At 58.5% G+C, this 15,160-nt stretch carries 14 protein-coding genes; 12 read left to right on the top strand and 2 right to left on the bottom strand.

What is annotated here, in order from left to right:
* Positions 1–12 precede the first annotated feature (12 nt).
* Positions 13–1,470, top strand: coding sequence for a sensor histidine kinase (locus tag FDQ92_RS05820; RefSeq protein WP_137423707.1), 1,458 nt, complete (start codon positions 13–15; stop codon positions 1,468–1,470).
* Positions 1,467–2,822 (top strand): sigma-54-dependent transcriptional regulator, encoded by a 1,356-nt coding sequence (locus FDQ92_RS05815; protein WP_137423706.1) that lies wholly within the window; start codon positions 1,467–1,469, stop codon positions 2,820–2,822. The genes FDQ92_RS05820 and FDQ92_RS05815 overlap by 4 nt, the downstream gene beginning before the upstream one ends.
* A 12-nt stretch (positions 2,823–2,834) precedes the next feature.
* On the opposite strand, the gene FDQ92_RS05810 is transcribed toward FDQ92_RS05815, so the two are convergent.
* Together FDQ92_RS05810 and lon are read right to left on the bottom strand one after the other, a co-directional pair.
* Complete coding sequence (locus tag FDQ92_RS05810) at positions 2,835–3,029, bottom strand: ferredoxin (RefSeq protein WP_137423705.1); 195 nt, start codon at positions 3,027–3,029, stop codon at positions 2,835–2,837.
* An 86-nt stretch (positions 3,030–3,115) separates the two neighbouring features.
* Positions 3,116–5,122 (bottom strand): endopeptidase La, encoded by a 2,007-nt coding sequence (gene lon / locus FDQ92_RS05805; RefSeq protein ID WP_137423704.1) that lies wholly within the window; start codon positions 5,120–5,122, stop codon positions 3,116–3,118.
* 446 nt (positions 5,123–5,568) lie between these two features.
* Here lon and FDQ92_RS05800 point away from each other — a divergent pair, with 446 nt between their 5' ends.
* The 10 genes from FDQ92_RS05800 (at position 5,569) to FDQ92_RS05755 (ending at position 15,116) form a co-directional block, all read left to right on the top strand.
* Entirely contained in the window at positions 5,569–5,748 is a 180-nt protein-coding gene (locus FDQ92_RS05800) for a hypothetical protein (RefSeq protein WP_137423703.1), read from the top strand.
* A gap of 57 nt (positions 5,749–5,805) precedes the next feature.
* Positions 5,806–6,384, top strand: coding sequence for a universal stress protein (locus tag FDQ92_RS05795; protein WP_137423702.1), 579 nt, complete (start codon positions 5,806–5,808; stop codon positions 6,382–6,384).
* 498 nt (positions 6,385–6,882) lie between these two features.
* The gene (locus FDQ92_RS05790; RefSeq protein ID WP_137423701.1) at positions 6,883–8,697 is read left to right on the top strand and encodes an SLC13 family permease; all 1,815 of its coding nucleotides are present in this window, start codon (positions 6,883–6,885) and stop codon (positions 8,695–8,697) included.
* A 587-nt stretch (positions 8,698–9,284) separates the two neighbouring features.
* Entirely contained in the window at positions 9,285–11,048 is a 1,764-nt protein-coding gene (locus FDQ92_RS05785; protein ID WP_137423700.1) for an ATP-binding protein, read from the top strand.
* Entirely contained in the window at positions 11,026–11,397 is a 372-nt protein-coding gene (locus tag FDQ92_RS05780) for a response regulator (RefSeq protein WP_137423699.1), read from the top strand. Before FDQ92_RS05785 ends, FDQ92_RS05780 begins: the two co-directional genes overlap by 23 nt.
* A complete protein-coding gene (locus FDQ92_RS05775; RefSeq protein WP_137423698.1) occupies positions 11,394–12,089 on the top strand; it encodes a histidine kinase dimerization/phospho-acceptor domain-containing protein in 696 nt (231 codons plus the stop codon). Before FDQ92_RS05780 ends, FDQ92_RS05775 begins: the two co-directional genes overlap by 4 nt.
* Positions 12,090–12,208: 119 nt before the next feature.
* Complete coding sequence (locus tag FDQ92_RS05770; protein ID WP_137423697.1) at positions 12,209–12,637, top strand: response regulator; 429 nt, start codon at positions 12,209–12,211, stop codon at positions 12,635–12,637.
* 162 nt (positions 12,638–12,799) lie between these two features.
* Positions 12,800–13,159, top strand: a complete 360-nt coding sequence (locus tag FDQ92_RS05765) for a hypothetical protein (RefSeq protein ID WP_211341379.1) — start codon at positions 12,800–12,802, stop codon at positions 13,157–13,159.
* A gap of 280 nt (positions 13,160–13,439) precedes the next feature.
* Positions 13,440–13,907 carry a response regulator gene (locus FDQ92_RS05760; RefSeq protein WP_137423696.1) on the top strand — a complete coding sequence of 156 codons (468 nt, stop codon included), beginning with the start codon at positions 13,440–13,442 and terminating at the stop codon, positions 13,905–13,907.
* A 246-nt stretch (positions 13,908–14,153) separates the two neighbouring features.
* On the top strand, positions 14,154–15,116 hold the full coding sequence (locus tag FDQ92_RS05755) for a sulfite exporter TauE/SafE family protein (RefSeq protein WP_170180211.1): 963 nt from the start codon (positions 14,154–14,156) through the stop codon (positions 15,114–15,116).
* The last annotated feature ends 44 nt before the right edge of the window (positions 15,117–15,160 follow it).

The following is a 15,160-nucleotide window of genomic DNA, read 5'->3' as shown; positions in this document are numbered from 1 at the left end:
GAGGAAAACGCCATGCCCTTCAAAATTCCGCGACATCTCAATATCCGCCAGAAGGTGATCGTCGGGCTGACCCTGGGGACCATCGGCGTGGCGGCCATCGGCTGGCTTTCCTACGCCCACCTTCTCGAAATCGAAAGGAAGGTCCACTTCGTCGAATTCGCCGACGACTTGAACAACATCATTCTGGAAATGCGCCGTTACGAGAAGAACTTCTTTCTGTATGGACTTCCGGACGCCTTGGAAGAAAACAGGCGATTCACACAGAGCGGGCTGGAACTCATCGATGAGATATCGCCGGAGGCCGGTCGGTTCCGGGGAGCTCCGCAACTTAAAAGAATCCGGAGCGAAATGCTGGCCTACCGGGACCTCATAGAACGGATCGCCTCCTACGAAAACCCCGCCCACAACCAGGAACTGGAAGCTCTGGAAGAAGCGATCCGGGAGCGGGGAAAGACCCTGGTGGACCTGGCTCACAGCTTGGTGGCCTTTGAACGGGAACGCATCCTTCTGATCATTCGCTCCCTCAAAACTCAGCTTCTGGTTTCCATGGCAATCCTTGTTGTTTTGGGGATCATCCTGGTTCCGTTTGTGAGTCGGAAGATCATCCGCCCTCTGAGGGTGATCGAAAAAAGCACCCTTCGGATCGCTCGGGGGGATTTCCAGCCGCTGGAGGTTCTGGATACACGAGATGAAACGCAGCAGGTGGTGGAAGCCTTCAATCGTATGGTCGTTGAACTGGAGCGCCGCCAGGATCAGTTGGTTCAGGCCAAGAAGCTCTCGTCTCTCGGCATCCTCACTTCGGGTATCGCCCACCAGTTGAACAACCCGCTCAACAACATTTCCACTTCGTGCCAGATCCTCCTGGAAGAACTGGGGGAAGCGGACCCTGAGTTTCTGCGCAGGATGCTCACCAACGTGGAACAGGAGGTGGCGCGTGCCCGGGATATCGTCAAGGGCCTGCTGGAGTTCTCCCGGGCCAAGGAATTTTCCATCGCCCCGGTGGCCCTCACGGAGGTGGTGGAGCGCACCGTTCGTCTCATTTCCAGCCAGGTTCCGCCGGGCATCGAGCTGGTGCGGCAGGTGCCGGAAGACCTGGTTATCCCCATGGACACCCAGCGCATGCAGCAGGTCTTCCTGAATCTGTTCATGAACGCGATTCATGCCATCAAAGAACCGCCTGGCGAAATACGAATCCGGGCTTGGGAAGATCCGGTGAGCAACCAGGCGACGGTGGTCGTGGAAGACACGGGTTGTGGGATACCGGAGGAAAACCTGGGAAAGATTTTCGATCCTTTCTTCACCACTAAGGAAGTGGGAGCCGGAACGGGGCTGGGCCTTTCCATCGCGTACGGAATCGTCCAGCAGCACATGGGGTCCATTGACGTGGAAAGCCGTGTCGGCGAAGGGACCCGGTTCACTATCCGATTGCCCCTGAAAGCCCCTGAAAGTTCCACAAGGCGAAGCGCATGACCACTGCGGATGTCCTGATTGTGGACGACGAGCGGATCGCCCGTGAAAACCTGGAATACGTCATCAGGAAGGAAGGCCACCGCGTGGTGGCGGTGGACAGCGGCATCCAGGCGCTTCGGGAATTGGAAAGACACCCCTTCGACCTGGTGCTCACCGACCTGAAGATGGACCGGGTGGACGGGATGGAAGTGCTTGAGCGCTGCAAGGAACTTCACCCCGATGCCGAAGTGATCATGATCACCGGCTACGCCACCGTTTCCACGGCCGTGGAGGCCATGAAGCTGGGTGCGTATCACTACCTTCCCAAGCCGTTCAAACTGGACGAGGTGCGTCACCTGGTGCGTAACGCGCTGGAACGGCGAAACCTTCGCCGGGAAGTGACCGAGCTTCGCCGGCAGGTGGACGACCAGAAACGTCCTCCCCTGCTGATTGGGAAGAGCCCGAAGATGCAGGCCCTGGAGCGGATGATCGAACAGATCGCCCCGGCTGACTGCAGCGTGCTCATTCTCGGTGAGACGGGTACCGGCAAGGAACTGGTGGCCAAGGCGATCCACCAGCTGAGCCCGCGGGCCGAAAACCGCTTCATGGCCATCAACTGCGGTGCCTTTTCGGAAGAGCTTCTAGCCAATGAACTTTTCGGCCATGAAAAAGAAGCCTTCACCGGTGCGCGGGGAGTGAAGCGCGGCCTGTTGGAGGCGGCCTCGGGAGGGACCGTCTTCCTGGACGAAATCGGAGACATGCCGCCGTCCATGCAGGTTAAGCTCCTCCGCGTGCTCCAGGAGAAGCATTTCATACGGGTCGGCGGAACGGACGAAGTCCCCGTGGATCTTCGCGTGCTCGCGGCCACCAACAAGGACCTCCAAAAGGAAGTCCGTGCGAACCGCTTCCGCCAGGACCTCTTCTACCGCCTCAACGTGGTCACCCTCCATGTGCCGCCCCTTTCTGAGCGAAAGGACGACATTCCCCTGCTTTGCCGCCACTTCCTGGAAAAGCACGCCGGGAACCAGGGCAAAACCGTCGATGAAATCTCGGACGATGTCCTGGAGGTCCTCGTCAACTACGCGTTCCCGGGGAACGTGCGCGAGCTGGAAAACATCATCGAGCGGGCGGTGGCTCTGGCCCAGGGACCGATCATCCAACTGCAGCATCTGCCCGCCGACCTTCAGCAACTCACCCTACGCATCCAGCGCCCCGGCCACCGCGAATTCATGACCCTCGAAGAAGCCGAGAAGGAATACATCCTCTGGGTGTTGAAGAAAGTCCAGTGGAATAAGACGCGCGCGGCCGAAATCCTCGGCATCGACCGCGTTTCCCTGTGGCGGAAGCTCAAGCGCTTCGGCGTGCAGGAATAGGTCGAGATCCCGTCATTCTTCCCATGAAATGCACTCTACAGGACAGGTGGCGATGGCTTCCTCGATGCAATCTTCCGGTCCGCCTTCCGGCTTGATGACTTCGGCCTTCTCCGCGTCCGCATCAAAGGCGAACACTTCCGGGCAGAGCTCCACGCAGCTTTGACACCCGATGCATGCTTCCCGATCGATCACCACGCGCCTCGCCATTTTCGGCTCCTTTCTCTTTGAATGGAAGGGTTCCCGCCCGGCGGGCGGGAGTGTCCATCGCTGTGCGCCGCTTTCGTCTCGGTCCCTCATACGAGGGCACGCTCTACAACGTCCTGGATCTCCTCGGCCAGCACGATCTCCAGACCTTCGGTCACGTCGGGGTTCAGGGCGTCGATTTCCGGTGCGTTTCGGTGCGGAAAGATCACCGTACGGAGTCCCGACCGCTGGGCCGCCAGAAGCTTCTCCCGGACGCCGCTTACTGGAAGGATTCGGCCGCTCAAGGTGATCTCCCCGGTTGCGGCCACGTCACGACGGGCGGGCCTCTGGGTGAGGAGCGAGATGAGGGCGATGGCGATCGTCAGCCCGGCGGAAGGGCCGTCTTTGGGTATGGCGCCCGCCGGAATATGGATGTGGATGTCGGTCTCCCTGAAGAAATCGGCATCTATCCCGAACCACTCGCAGCGGCTCCTCACAAAGCTCAGAGCCGTTTGTGCGGATTCCTTGAGGATGCTTCCCAAGGATCCGGTGAGGATCAGCTGCTGGGATCCCCGCATCCGTGTGGCCTCGATGAAGACAATTTCGCCCCCGAAGGCACTCCACACCAGGCCCGTGGCGACCCCCACCCGGTTCTTCGCGCCCGCCGTTTCCCGGTCGTAGCGCCTGGGTCCCAGGAGCTCTTGAATGTCCGCCGCGTCCACATCGCCCGGTTCCCCACGGCCGCCGCCCGCAAGATAGGTGCGCGCCAGTTTCCTGCAGATGTTGGCGATTTCTCGTTCCAGGTTTCGAAGGCCGGCTTCGCGGGTGTAGCCCTGAATGATATAAGCCACCGCTTCGTCGGTGAACTCCAGCTTTCGACCCGCCAGTCCGTGTTCCCGAAGCTGCCTCGGAATGATGAATTGCTTGGCGATTCGGATCTTTTCCTTCTCCGTGTAGCCGGGAAATTCGATCACCTCCAGCCGATCCAGGAGCGGTGCCGGCAGGCGCTCCACAAGGTTGGCCGTCGCGATGAACATAACCCCTGACAGATCGAAAGGCACATCCAGGTAGTGGTCCAGAAACTGGCTGTTCTGTTCCGGATCGAGGATCTCCAGGAGCACCGACGCCGGGTCGCCTCGGAAGTCCTGGCCGATCTTGTCGATCTCATCCAGCATGAAAACGGGATTCTTCACGCCCAACCGGCGGATTTCATGGATGATGCGCCCCGGCATGGCTCCGACGTACGTGCGGCGGTGACCTCTCAGTTCCGCTTCGTCCCGAAGTCCGGCCAGGGACATCCGCACGAATTTTCTCTCCAGCGCCTTGGCGATGGATTGACCGATGGAAGTCTTTCCCGTGCCGGGGGGGCCCGAAAAGCAGAGCACGGGGCCCCTGGCCATCTGCATGTGCCGCTTCTTTTCCTTGCTCGCCTTGACGATATGCCTCAGTTCCTCGAGGTTGATGGGCTTCGAAAGGTAATGGACCGCCCCTTTTTTCAGGGCGTCCACGGCGGATGTCACGGTGGCGTAGCCGGTGATCATGACCGTCTCCGTGTGCGGCGCCATCTTCCGAACCGCCTCCAGCAACTGCAGCCCGTCCATTTTTTCCATTTTGAGGTCGGTCAGGATCAAGTCGAATTCCCTGTGCTCGAGCTTTCGGAGCGCTTCCAATCCATTGGTCGCCGAATCCACCAAGTAGCCTTCCTTGCGAAGGATATATTCCAGATTGGTGCGGGCGATATCTTCGTCATCCACCACGAGGACGTGAAAGGCCTGGATGGAACACAGGGTGCGGACCGCCAGGTATTCCAAGATGCGTTCCTTCACGTGGCCGAGCCCATGATGCTCGGCGTTCATGATTCTTTCGGCGCGGGCGAGGTCCAGGTTGTCTTCCGTGAAATGGTTCCAGGGGAGGGAAACCAGGTAATCCAGGTAGTTGAGTCCGATGGTGTATTCCGCGGTCGACGGATCGGTGCTTTCCAACCGATCCAGTTCCTTTGAAGCCACCACCGAGATGTGTTCGGGCAGCCGGGCTTTCTCGATCGCCGTCCGCAGGTCTTCGAGATCCTTGGAAGGACGGTGCCCTTCCTCTTCCTGTGGCTTATGAAAAAAGATCATGCACCGCCCTTTCCGTAGCGAAACGAGGGAGAACCGGATCCTTCTATAGTGCAAAACGCGCCTGAAGGCAATGGAACCGGCGAGTTCGCTCCCGATATTCCCGTGCCGCGTTGGCCGCCGTACGTTCGCATTCCTTCCTAACCGTTCGGCCTGCCCGGCCGTCCCCGCGCCTATTGCAACTTGCAACAGCCTCTTGCCGCTCCTGCAACACCCATCTAACACACTAACATCGTTTAGCAAATCGGAATCCCCGTGTCGCATGTTGCTAAGTGCAACGTATGGGGGGGCGGTGCTCCGACCGAGGATCTGCCAATGTTTGTCAGTAAAGACAGATCGTTAGGAGGCACTGGCGTTGCCCGGCACAAACCTTGATCTATCAGGTGCACAACGCGGATCGTAACCCCCGGGGAGTTCCAACGGGGGCCACACGAAGAAAGGAGAGCGACATGAAGCGGTGGAAGGAGAGATTTCAGGCGATGGCGGCCGCGATCACCTTTGCCGAAGCCGGCGAATGGAAAACGGCCGAAGGTTTCGTGGAGCAAACGCGGGAAGTCAGGAATCAACAGCGCAGCGAAAAGCGCAAGGACCGGCGGCAGCGCCCGCGTGCTCGAGTGTACCGGACCTGAACTGCGGGGCCGCAGCCGGTTTAAGAAGCGGGCCTCATTAATGGAAGGAGGATTTTCATGCTGAAGAAGATCAAGGGCTTGGTCACGGGGAAGCGACGACCTGATGGACGGCAGGTGGATATTACGAAAGCGGGGAATATCAAGGAGTCGTTCGAGATCCACATGGAGGCGGCCACCTATGCGGAAGGGGGGATGCATGAAGCCGCCCGTCAGGTGATGAACGCCGTCGATTCAGCTCGCCGGAAGGTCTTGGTGGTGGGACATGAAGACCGCTTTTCCAAAGCGGTCATGGATTATGCCTTGGGTTTCGCCGAGCGCATGGGATACGAAATCGTCGCGCTGAACGTGCTGCCCCTTCCCAAGGAATCGCCTCGGGTCGCTCCGTACTGCTCGCTGATCAGCCGGGAATTCACGAGTTCGTGTGAAGAATGCGCTGTGGCCTTCCGAAGGGAATGTGAAAGGCGGGGTATACCTTTTGTGCACGAGGTCAGGATGGGCCGGGTTGAAGATTGTATCCGCGAAGTCCACAACGAGACCAGGGGGATCGAGTTCGTGATCAGCGAACCCGACGTTCCGCCGGAAGTGGTTCAGGACGGCGAGCGGTGGGTGATTCCTGTTTACTCGCTGGCACATTGACCGCCGGTTACGGGCGGCGGGCGGGGCCATGACCGGCCGCCGTTCGCCTTGGCAGGACACTCGAGTTCAGTGACGGAGATCAGGATGGATCGGCAATTTCTGCTTGGCTTGAGCATTGTCGTGATCACTTTTGTCCTTTGCTACATGTTTCGAAACGAGCAGACGAAATGAGACGCGGCGACGGGTTCCCGTGTTTCGGCACTTGATCTGAGGGGAAGGAAGGAGAGTTGTATTCAACAGCAGGAAACGGCATTAAGCGCCCTCATAGGGGGGTCACCGGCGACGTGACCCCCTTTTCTTGTGATGGGTGGGGACCGCCGTCATCGGCTGGATGCACCCGCTGAATGGGCAACGAGGGATCGGCCTGCTTGGCTAGGAGCTTGTCCGAGAATGCCGATTTTAGCGGTTTTGGGTACGCTGAGTGTGCTAAATTGTGTTGTCCCAAAGGGTTGATTCTGAGTTTTCGGACGCGCTCCTAGAGGGGAGAGGAGAATCCGCATGACCTACGATATGATCCTGACGCTCGTGGTTCTGGCTTTCGTGGTGATCCTGTTTGTGTTCGAGTGGGTTCGGGTGGACGTGGTCGGTATCATCATGATGGTCATTCTGCCTTTGATGGGACTGGTCACGCCGCAGCAGGCTTTTTCCGGGTTGAGCAGCAACGCCGTGGTGTCCATCATCGCGGTGATCATCATCGGGGCCGGTCTGGACAAGACCGGAGTGATGAACAAGGTGGCGAATCCCATCATCCGGCTGGGGGGGCGGAGCGAGCGGCGCATCATGGCTTTGATTTGCGCTACGGTGGGGATCATCTCGAGCATGATGCAAAATATCGGCGCCGCGGCGCTTTTCATGCCCGCCACTCAGAGGATTTCCAAGCGGCTGGGCATCCCCGTATCGCGCCTTCTCATGCCCATGGGGTTCTGTGCCATCATCGGCGGAACCCTCACCCTGGTGGGGTCCAGCCCCACCATCCTTTTGAATGATCTTCTGGTTCTCAAGGGAGAAAAGCTGGCGCCCTTCGGGCTGTTCACCCAGACCCCCATCGGGGTTTGCCTGCTGTCGACCGCCATCCTTTATTTCGCCGTCCTGGGGAAAGCCATCCTTCCCGCCAGCCAGGGGGAATCGGACCGGGGCATCACGGCGAGGCTCCTCGAAGCTTACAGCGCCCTGGATGTTCCCCATGAAGTGCACGTTCCCGACACCTTCGAAGGCCCGAAGACCTTGGAAGAGCTCGGCATCCGCCGGGACTTCCTGGTGACCGTCGTGGCCATCGGAAACGCTAAAACGGGAACTCGACGGCTCACCATCCGGCGCACCGATACGGTGGCTCCCGGCAACGATCTCGTGATCATCGGGGATGTGGAGCGCGTGAAGAAGATGGCTGCCTCCTTCGGGTGGACCCTGAAGGCTGGTTTGGATTATTTCGCAGAAGATTTCGCGCGCACCAATTCCGGGCTCGCCGAAGTAGTGGTGTCCCCGCGGTCGGAACTCATCGGGAAAACCGTGGGTGAAGTCGACTTTCAGGATCGCTTCGGAGTGAACCCCATCGCCGTCCAGACAGGAGACCGGACTTACTATTCCGGGATGAACCACGTGCGACTCAAAAGGGGCGACATCCTGCTGCTCCAGGGGCCCTGGAGCCACTTTCACAGGATCCGTAACCTTCCGCAACCACGCATGCTCACTTTCGCCACCCCTCTCGAGGGCGAAATCCTCCGTCCGGAAAAGGCCCGGCTTGCCGTGATCTGGCTGGTCATCGCGCTGGCCCAGATCATCTTCTTCGATGTTCGCCTCTCGGTGGCCCTCATGTCCGGAGCTCTGGGCATGATCATCACCCGGGTCTTGTCCATCGACGAGGCTTACCAATCGGTGGACTGGATGACCGTCTTTTTGCTGGCCGGGCTTATCCCGTTGGGTATCGCCTTCGAGCAAACCGGAACCGCCGCCTATATCGCCAACAAAATCCTGGACATTGTCGGGGAGGTCCCGCCCATCGGCCTGCTGACCGTGGTCGCGCTGCTCACCTCCTTTTTCACGCTCGTCATTTCCAACGTGGGTGCCACCGTGCTCCTAGTGCCGCTCTGCATGAATATGGCGGTCATGGCTGGCGCGGATCCCAGGATGGCGGCTCTGGTTGTGGGACTTTCCGCCTCCAATACTTTCGTGCTTCCCACGCACCAGGTGAATGCCCTGGTCATGCGCCCCGGCGGCTACAGGACAATAGATTACATGCGGGCCGGAGCCGTCATGACGGTCTTGTACCTGGTGGTGATGCTCGGTGTCATATACTTATTTTATGGTGTGAGCTGACAACGGAAGGGTCGGACACCGGCTTCGGGCCTGTCCGGCCCTTGTTTTATGTCCTCGTGCAAACTCCCTCCGCCTGCTGGTTTTCCCCCCTCTGCTTGCTTTCCCGCTGGTTCCCAAGCTCTGACTTGGGAACGAGCGGGAAATTCTATTCCACCTCCCCTTGTGGGAGGCGATTAAGGGGAGAGGGGGATTTTTTGACGTTGTTCCCAAGCTGGAGTTTGGGAACAAGGTTGAAGTTCCAGAGAGTTTTAACATCTTACAATAAACACTTTATTCTATTGAGCTGTACTGAGAAGGCTCCGCGGGCGTTGCAGAGAGCAACATTGTGTTTGAGATTCCTAATACGTTATTCTACAAACTGTGTGAATTTCATCGCGGCGAGGGCGCCGCTCCTACATGACCGCGGTTGCCTTCCACCTTGTTCCCAAGCTCCAGCTTGGGAACACAACTGTGCAGAAGCTCCAGCTTCGATACCCTGGGATGATTTTCATGAGTGGGGGTGACCAAGTCCTGGTCATGGTGGTTTGGACAAGCTCTAACGAAGCCGGTCTCCAATCGAGCGGCACTCTCCCCCTAGGACGCTGCGGATGTCCTTGAAGACGCTTGTGAAACCGAAATTTTGGGACCACGAAGATGTGGCGGCGGGCCCTTACCGGCATCTGTTCAATTTTCGCCTCATTTGGAAGCAGGCGGTCTACCTGACGGTTTTCGTCACTCTCACCCCGCTCATTTTCATGGCCGCCATCGGCTACCGGATCAGCAAAGAATCCACGGATTCGGAGATCGTCCTGCGCACGGTACGTCTGGTGTCGAACACGAGAAGGTCCATCACCTACTTTCTGGATGAAAGAAAGGCCGCCCTCGATTTCGTTGTCCACGACAACTCCTTCGACGATCTCAATGATCCCAGGAGGCTGGCGAGACTCCTGGAGAACCTGAAGACGGCCTTCGGGGGATTCACCGATGTGGGTGTGATCGATTCCAGCGGGGTGCAGAGGGCGTATGTGGGGCCGTATCCGCTGGAAGGGGTGAATTACCACGATGAGGAATGGTTCCGCCAAGTGATGGAACAGGGAATCTACATAAGCGACGTGTTCATGGGCTTCCGCCAGGTCCCGCACTTGGTGATCGCCATCCGGCATAGGTGTCACGACGGATCCTGTTACATCCTGCGGGCGACCCTCGATACGGCCAAGTTCAACGAGTTGCTTTACGAATTGGACGTGAGCGGCAGAGGAGACGCGTTTCTTGTGAATCACGACGGGGTTATGCAGACCCCGTCCCGCTATTACGGCAAGGTGCTGGATCAGCTCAACCTGCCGATACCGGACTTTTCCGAGCGGTCCGAAGTGATGCACTACAATCCGTCGGACTACCAGTCGCTGCTGATCGGTTACGCTTACATCGAACAGACACCGTTCATCCTGATGATCGTCAAAGAGAAGGACGAACTGCTGAAGCCATGGCGCCAGGCTCAGATGAAGATCCTCATGTTTCTCGCCATCAGTATCGGCGTGATCCTTGTGGTCATCCTCGGGGTTTGCACCTTCCTGGTGAACAAGATCTTCGAGGCGGATCAGAGGCGGGTGGCGGCGCTTCACCGTGTGGAATATGAAAACAAGATGGCTTCCATCGGCCGGCTGGCGGCCGGGGTGGCTCATGAAATCAACAATCCGCTCGCCATCATCAGCGAGAAGGCGGGACTCATCCAGGACATTTTCACCATCAAGGAGCAGTACGCCAGGGACGAAAAGCTCCTGGGACTTGTGGATTCCATTTTGAAGGCCGTGGAGAGAGGGGCGACCATCACGCGGCGGCTCCTGAGTTTCGCCCGGCACATGGGTGGGGAATCGAATTTCCAGAGGCTTCATATCGGGGACGTGATCGAGGAGGTGGTGGGTTTTTTGAGCAAGGAAGCCATGCACCGTTCCATCGAACTGTCCGTGAGGGTGAGCCCTGATGTTCCGGATTTCGAATGCGACCGCGGAAGATTGCAGCAGATCCTTTTGAACCTGCTCAACAACGCCTTTGCGGCGGTGAACGACGGAGGGCATGTGGCGATCTCGGTGGAACGCCGGGATGAGGACCACATCCGCCTTATCGTTTCGGACGACGGCTGCGGCATCCCCGAATCGGATCTGAAGCGGATTTTCGAGCCTTTTTTTTCCACCAAGGCACAGCAGGGCGGAACGGGCCTGGGGCTTTCGATCACCTACGGGCTGGTGAAGGAACTGGGCGGCGACATCCAGGTCGAAAGCCGTGTGGGCCAGGGGACGACCTTTAGCATTACGTTGCCGATAACGGGAGGAAAGGACAGGGGAGGAGCGAATGCGGGTGCTGTTGGTGGATGACGAGCAGGAACTGGTCGTCACTCTGGCCGAAAGGCTTTCGTTACGTGGGATCGATGCGGACTGGGCGGCCACGGCGGAAGAAGCCTTGGAAAAGGTGAAGGACCACACCTATGATGTGGCCGTCCTGGATGTTAAAATTCCGCGCATGAGCGGACTGGACCTGAAGCGTCATATCGAAAAGATTCAACCCGGCATCCGGTTCATCTTCATGACGGGTCACGGTTCCGAGAGGGATTTCGAGATCGGGGCGGCCGAAGCCGGTGAGGAATATTACCTGGTCAAGCCCGTGAAACTGGAGCTGCTCATCGCAAAGATGAACGAATTGATGAAAACGGAGGGAGGACAATGAGCGGTGCACAGGAACTTTGGGACCTGGGTTCCCTCCAGTTCTTCGGCAAGGTTTCGGCGTCCATCTCCCATGAAATCAAAAACGTGCTGGCCGTGATCCGTGAGACTTCGGGGCTCATGGAAGATCTTATCCTCATGAACCGGAAGGGAAAACCTCTGGATGTGGAACGACTGAAAAACCTGGCCGAGAAGATCCGCCGGCAGACCGGCCGGGCCGACGAGATCGTGAAGAACATGAACCGGTTCGCTCATTCCGTGGATGAGCCCGTGAAAACGGTGGCTGTCAAGGACTGCGTGGAACTGATCCTTTCCCTGTTCCAGAGGTCTGCGGGGATGCGGGGAGTCGTGTTGCAGGCGGACTTGCCTGAAGATGCCGTGACGGTGACCGCAAATCTTTTTTTTCTTCAGAACCTCTTGGGGAACCTGGTCGAAATAGCGGTGGACGGGGCGGGAGACGAGAAACGTATCCGGGTGGGCGCAAGAAAGTGTCCCGAAGGCGTGGATGTGATTTTCCGGGGGCTCCAGCCTTTTTCCCCTTCCGAGATGGAAGAGAGCCTCGATGTTCCAACACGGCGCCTTCTCGCTTTGCTCGAGGCCAAGCTTAACTTCGACGTCGACCAGCAGGCCCTCGTTGTCCATTTCCCGGTGAGTCGGTCCTCCCTGGGAGGGGAAGAAGGCCCGGGTCCAGGTTGATGCTTCCGGTCCGCTGGTGTTCGCGATTCGGCATCGGCAAAGCCGAACCCTTAGAAGCCGAAGGGCCGGATTCACGCAACCTTTTCGGTTACCATGGACTGCCAATGAAGGAGGTCGTCATGTCGGAAAGAGTATTGCTGGTGGACGACGAGGTCGATTTTCTGGAGACACTGGCCGAGCGCCTGAGGGCGCGGGGCATGGACGTGGCCACGAGCACTTCGGCGGAAGAGGCCCTGGCGAAAGTGGCGGAGCAGGCCTTTGACGTGGTTATCCTGGACCTCAAGATGCCCGGTATGGACGGGATCCAGGCCCTTAAGGCACTCAAGGAACAGAAGCCCGAAGTTCAGGTGATTCTGCTGACCGGATACGCCACGGTGTCCAAGGGCATCGAAGCCATGAAGATAGGAGCCACCGACTTCGTCGAAAAACCGGCTGACATCGATGCGCTCATGGAAAAGATCCGAGAGGCCCAAGCTCAAAAAATGATCCTTGTGGAAAAGAAGACGGAAGAGAAGATCCGAAAAATCATTATGGAGAAAGCCTGGTAACGATTTTCCTTTCGAACGGAGCGAATTTCTGGGATAAAGTTGCTTGTGAAAATGGGAGCACATTCGGTAGGATCTGTCTCGCTCCCGCCGGCGGGTTCGAAATTGCGAGCGCGGCGGGGGCGGTCTAAAACGGAAACCGCTTCCTCAGGAAGGGAACCGACCATGAAGGAATGGTCCAGGAAACTTCAGGACTGGTTTTCCGCGGTTGCGTTCGCTGAAGCCGGAGAACACGAAGCGGCCATGGAAATGGCGGGCGTGAGCCCGCAAGTGGCCGCCGAGGAGACCAGTGTGCTGGAGACGCTGAATAACACTTTCGCAGCAGCGGCTTTCGCTGAAGCGAACTGCCATGATGCCGCCGTTGAATTGATGCGGGGAAGGGAGAAGCACAACTCCTTCCTCGAAGCGGTGGGACTGAAGGGGGTTAAGGTCTGGTACGGGAAAGTTCCGCTCTATGAGAGATCCTTCGCTGAGTCTGTCGGACTTGCCGGAGCGAATCTCAGGCTGTTCACCGTCAGGTTGTGACGCAAGGCAACTTCCCCATCCGAACTTCCCCTCTTTTGCCCCTGGAGCCGCCTCTCCGAAGCGCACCGGAAAGGTTCGAATGCGTCTTGGAGTAGGCAGCGACGGGGATTCCACCTCGAAATTCGACGATCCAGATCATGGCCGTAGCCGCCCCTGGGGATGATGCACGGGGGCGCCGTGGTGTTCCGCGGGTGTACGCTCGACGGTTCCCCCGGGACCCTTCCGATGGTGCGACGATAAAGCGCCACGAAGAGGACGAAATGACTATAGGAGGCTACCGATGAAAGAGTTCAAAGTGCTCATGGTCGACGATGAAGAAGATTTCGTGAAGGCTCTGGCCGAACGCATGAAAATGCGCGACCTGGATTCCAACGTGGCCCTCAACGGCGAGGAGGCCCTTCAGTTGCTCCAGGAAGACCAGGTGCCCGACGTCATGGTGCTCGACCTCAGGATGCCGGGGATCGACGGCATGGAAGTGCTGCGGCGGGTGAGGCAGGCTTACCCGCAGGTCCAGGTGATCATCCTGACCGGACACGGTACGGAAAGAGACGAGGAAGAGGCCAAGCGCCTGGGCGCCTTCGCGTATCTCCAGAAACCCGTGGAGTTGGAAAAGCTCATCCAGACCCTCAAGGACGCCTACAAGAAGAAGATCGAAGATTCCATGATGGCCGCGGCGTTCGCCGAAGAGGGCGAGTTCGAAACGGCTCGTTCCTTTATGGAAGAAGACAAGAAAAAGAAGAAAAAGTAGGGTTGGATCCGATGGAGGCAACGGGTCGCCGACCTTGCGGGAGGCCATGACGCTGCGGAACGCATCGTGGGGTTGGGAAGGGGTTTCTGGGTCGCGGGGGACACCCTTGGAGGGGCGGCGGGCAAGGTTTGCGCATGGCGTTATGTGAAAAATAGCACTCATTGCCGGCCTGCCGGTTTTCACTATGCATTTTTTCACGTACCAAAGCCCGGGACCAAGGACTCAAAAGGGACAGAAGGAGGACGAATGAGTCGACGTGGCAAAATCCTGTGGATGGGCGTAGTGAGCGCCGTGCTGCTGCTGGTGGCGGCACATGTCGGAATGGCATCGGAAACTGCGGAGGCGCAACCTGTGAAGATGGGAGCCAACTGGCCCTGGTGGCTCTGGCCGACGGTGCTTTTCGTGGTCACGTTCGTCATGGGGGTGGCGGCGGTCCTCGGGGGCGTCGGGGGCGGCGTGCTTTTCGTTCCCATCATCAGCGGCTTTTTTCCCTTTCACCTGGACTTCGTGAGAGGCGCCGGGCTTCTGGTGGCGCTGGCGGGAGCGCTCGCCGCCGGGCCGGGCCTGCTGAAGATGAACCTGGCAAGCCTTCGGCTTGCCATCCCCGTGGCGCTCATCGCCTCGGCGTTTTCCATTGTGGGCGCCATGATCGGCCTGGCGCTCCCTACCAACATTGTCCAGATCGCCTTGGGAGCCACCATCATCGGGATCTGCATCTTGATGTTCACCGCCAAGAAGTCGGAATTTCCCGAAGTGCCTCAGGCGGACCGGCTGTCATCGGCGCTCCGGATCTGCGGCATTTACCGGGAAGCGAGCACAGGGCAGGTGGTCGACTGGAAGATCCACCGAACGCCTCAGGGGCTTTTGTTGTTCATTATCATCGGTACCATGGCGGGCATGTTCGGTCTGGGGGCCGGCTGGGCCAACGTCCCCGTCCTCAATCTCCTCATGGGGGCCCCGCTCAAGATCAGCGTCGCCACCAGCAAATTTCTCCTTTCCATCACAGACACTTCCGCCGCCTGGATTTACCTGAACCAGGGCTGCGTGATCCCTATGATCGTGGTACCGTCTCTGGTCGGTATCATGTTAGGTTCCTTTGTGGGCGTCCGGCTCCTCAGGGTGGCCAAGCCGGCGCTGGTGCGGTGGATCGTCATCATCATGCTGGGGTTTGCCGGTTTGCGAGCCCTTGCAAAAGGCCTGGGTTATTGATGCCTTATCTGGAAGCATCACCGGAAATGCCAGACTCATTATTC

It is taken from the genome of Desulfoglaeba alkanexedens ALDC (assembly GCF_005377625.1).
GTDB lineage: Bacteria > Desulfobacterota > Syntrophobacteria > Syntrophobacterales > DSM-9756 > Desulfoglaeba > Desulfoglaeba alkanexedens.
This window is presented reverse-complemented; position numbering and strand designations above follow the sequence as displayed.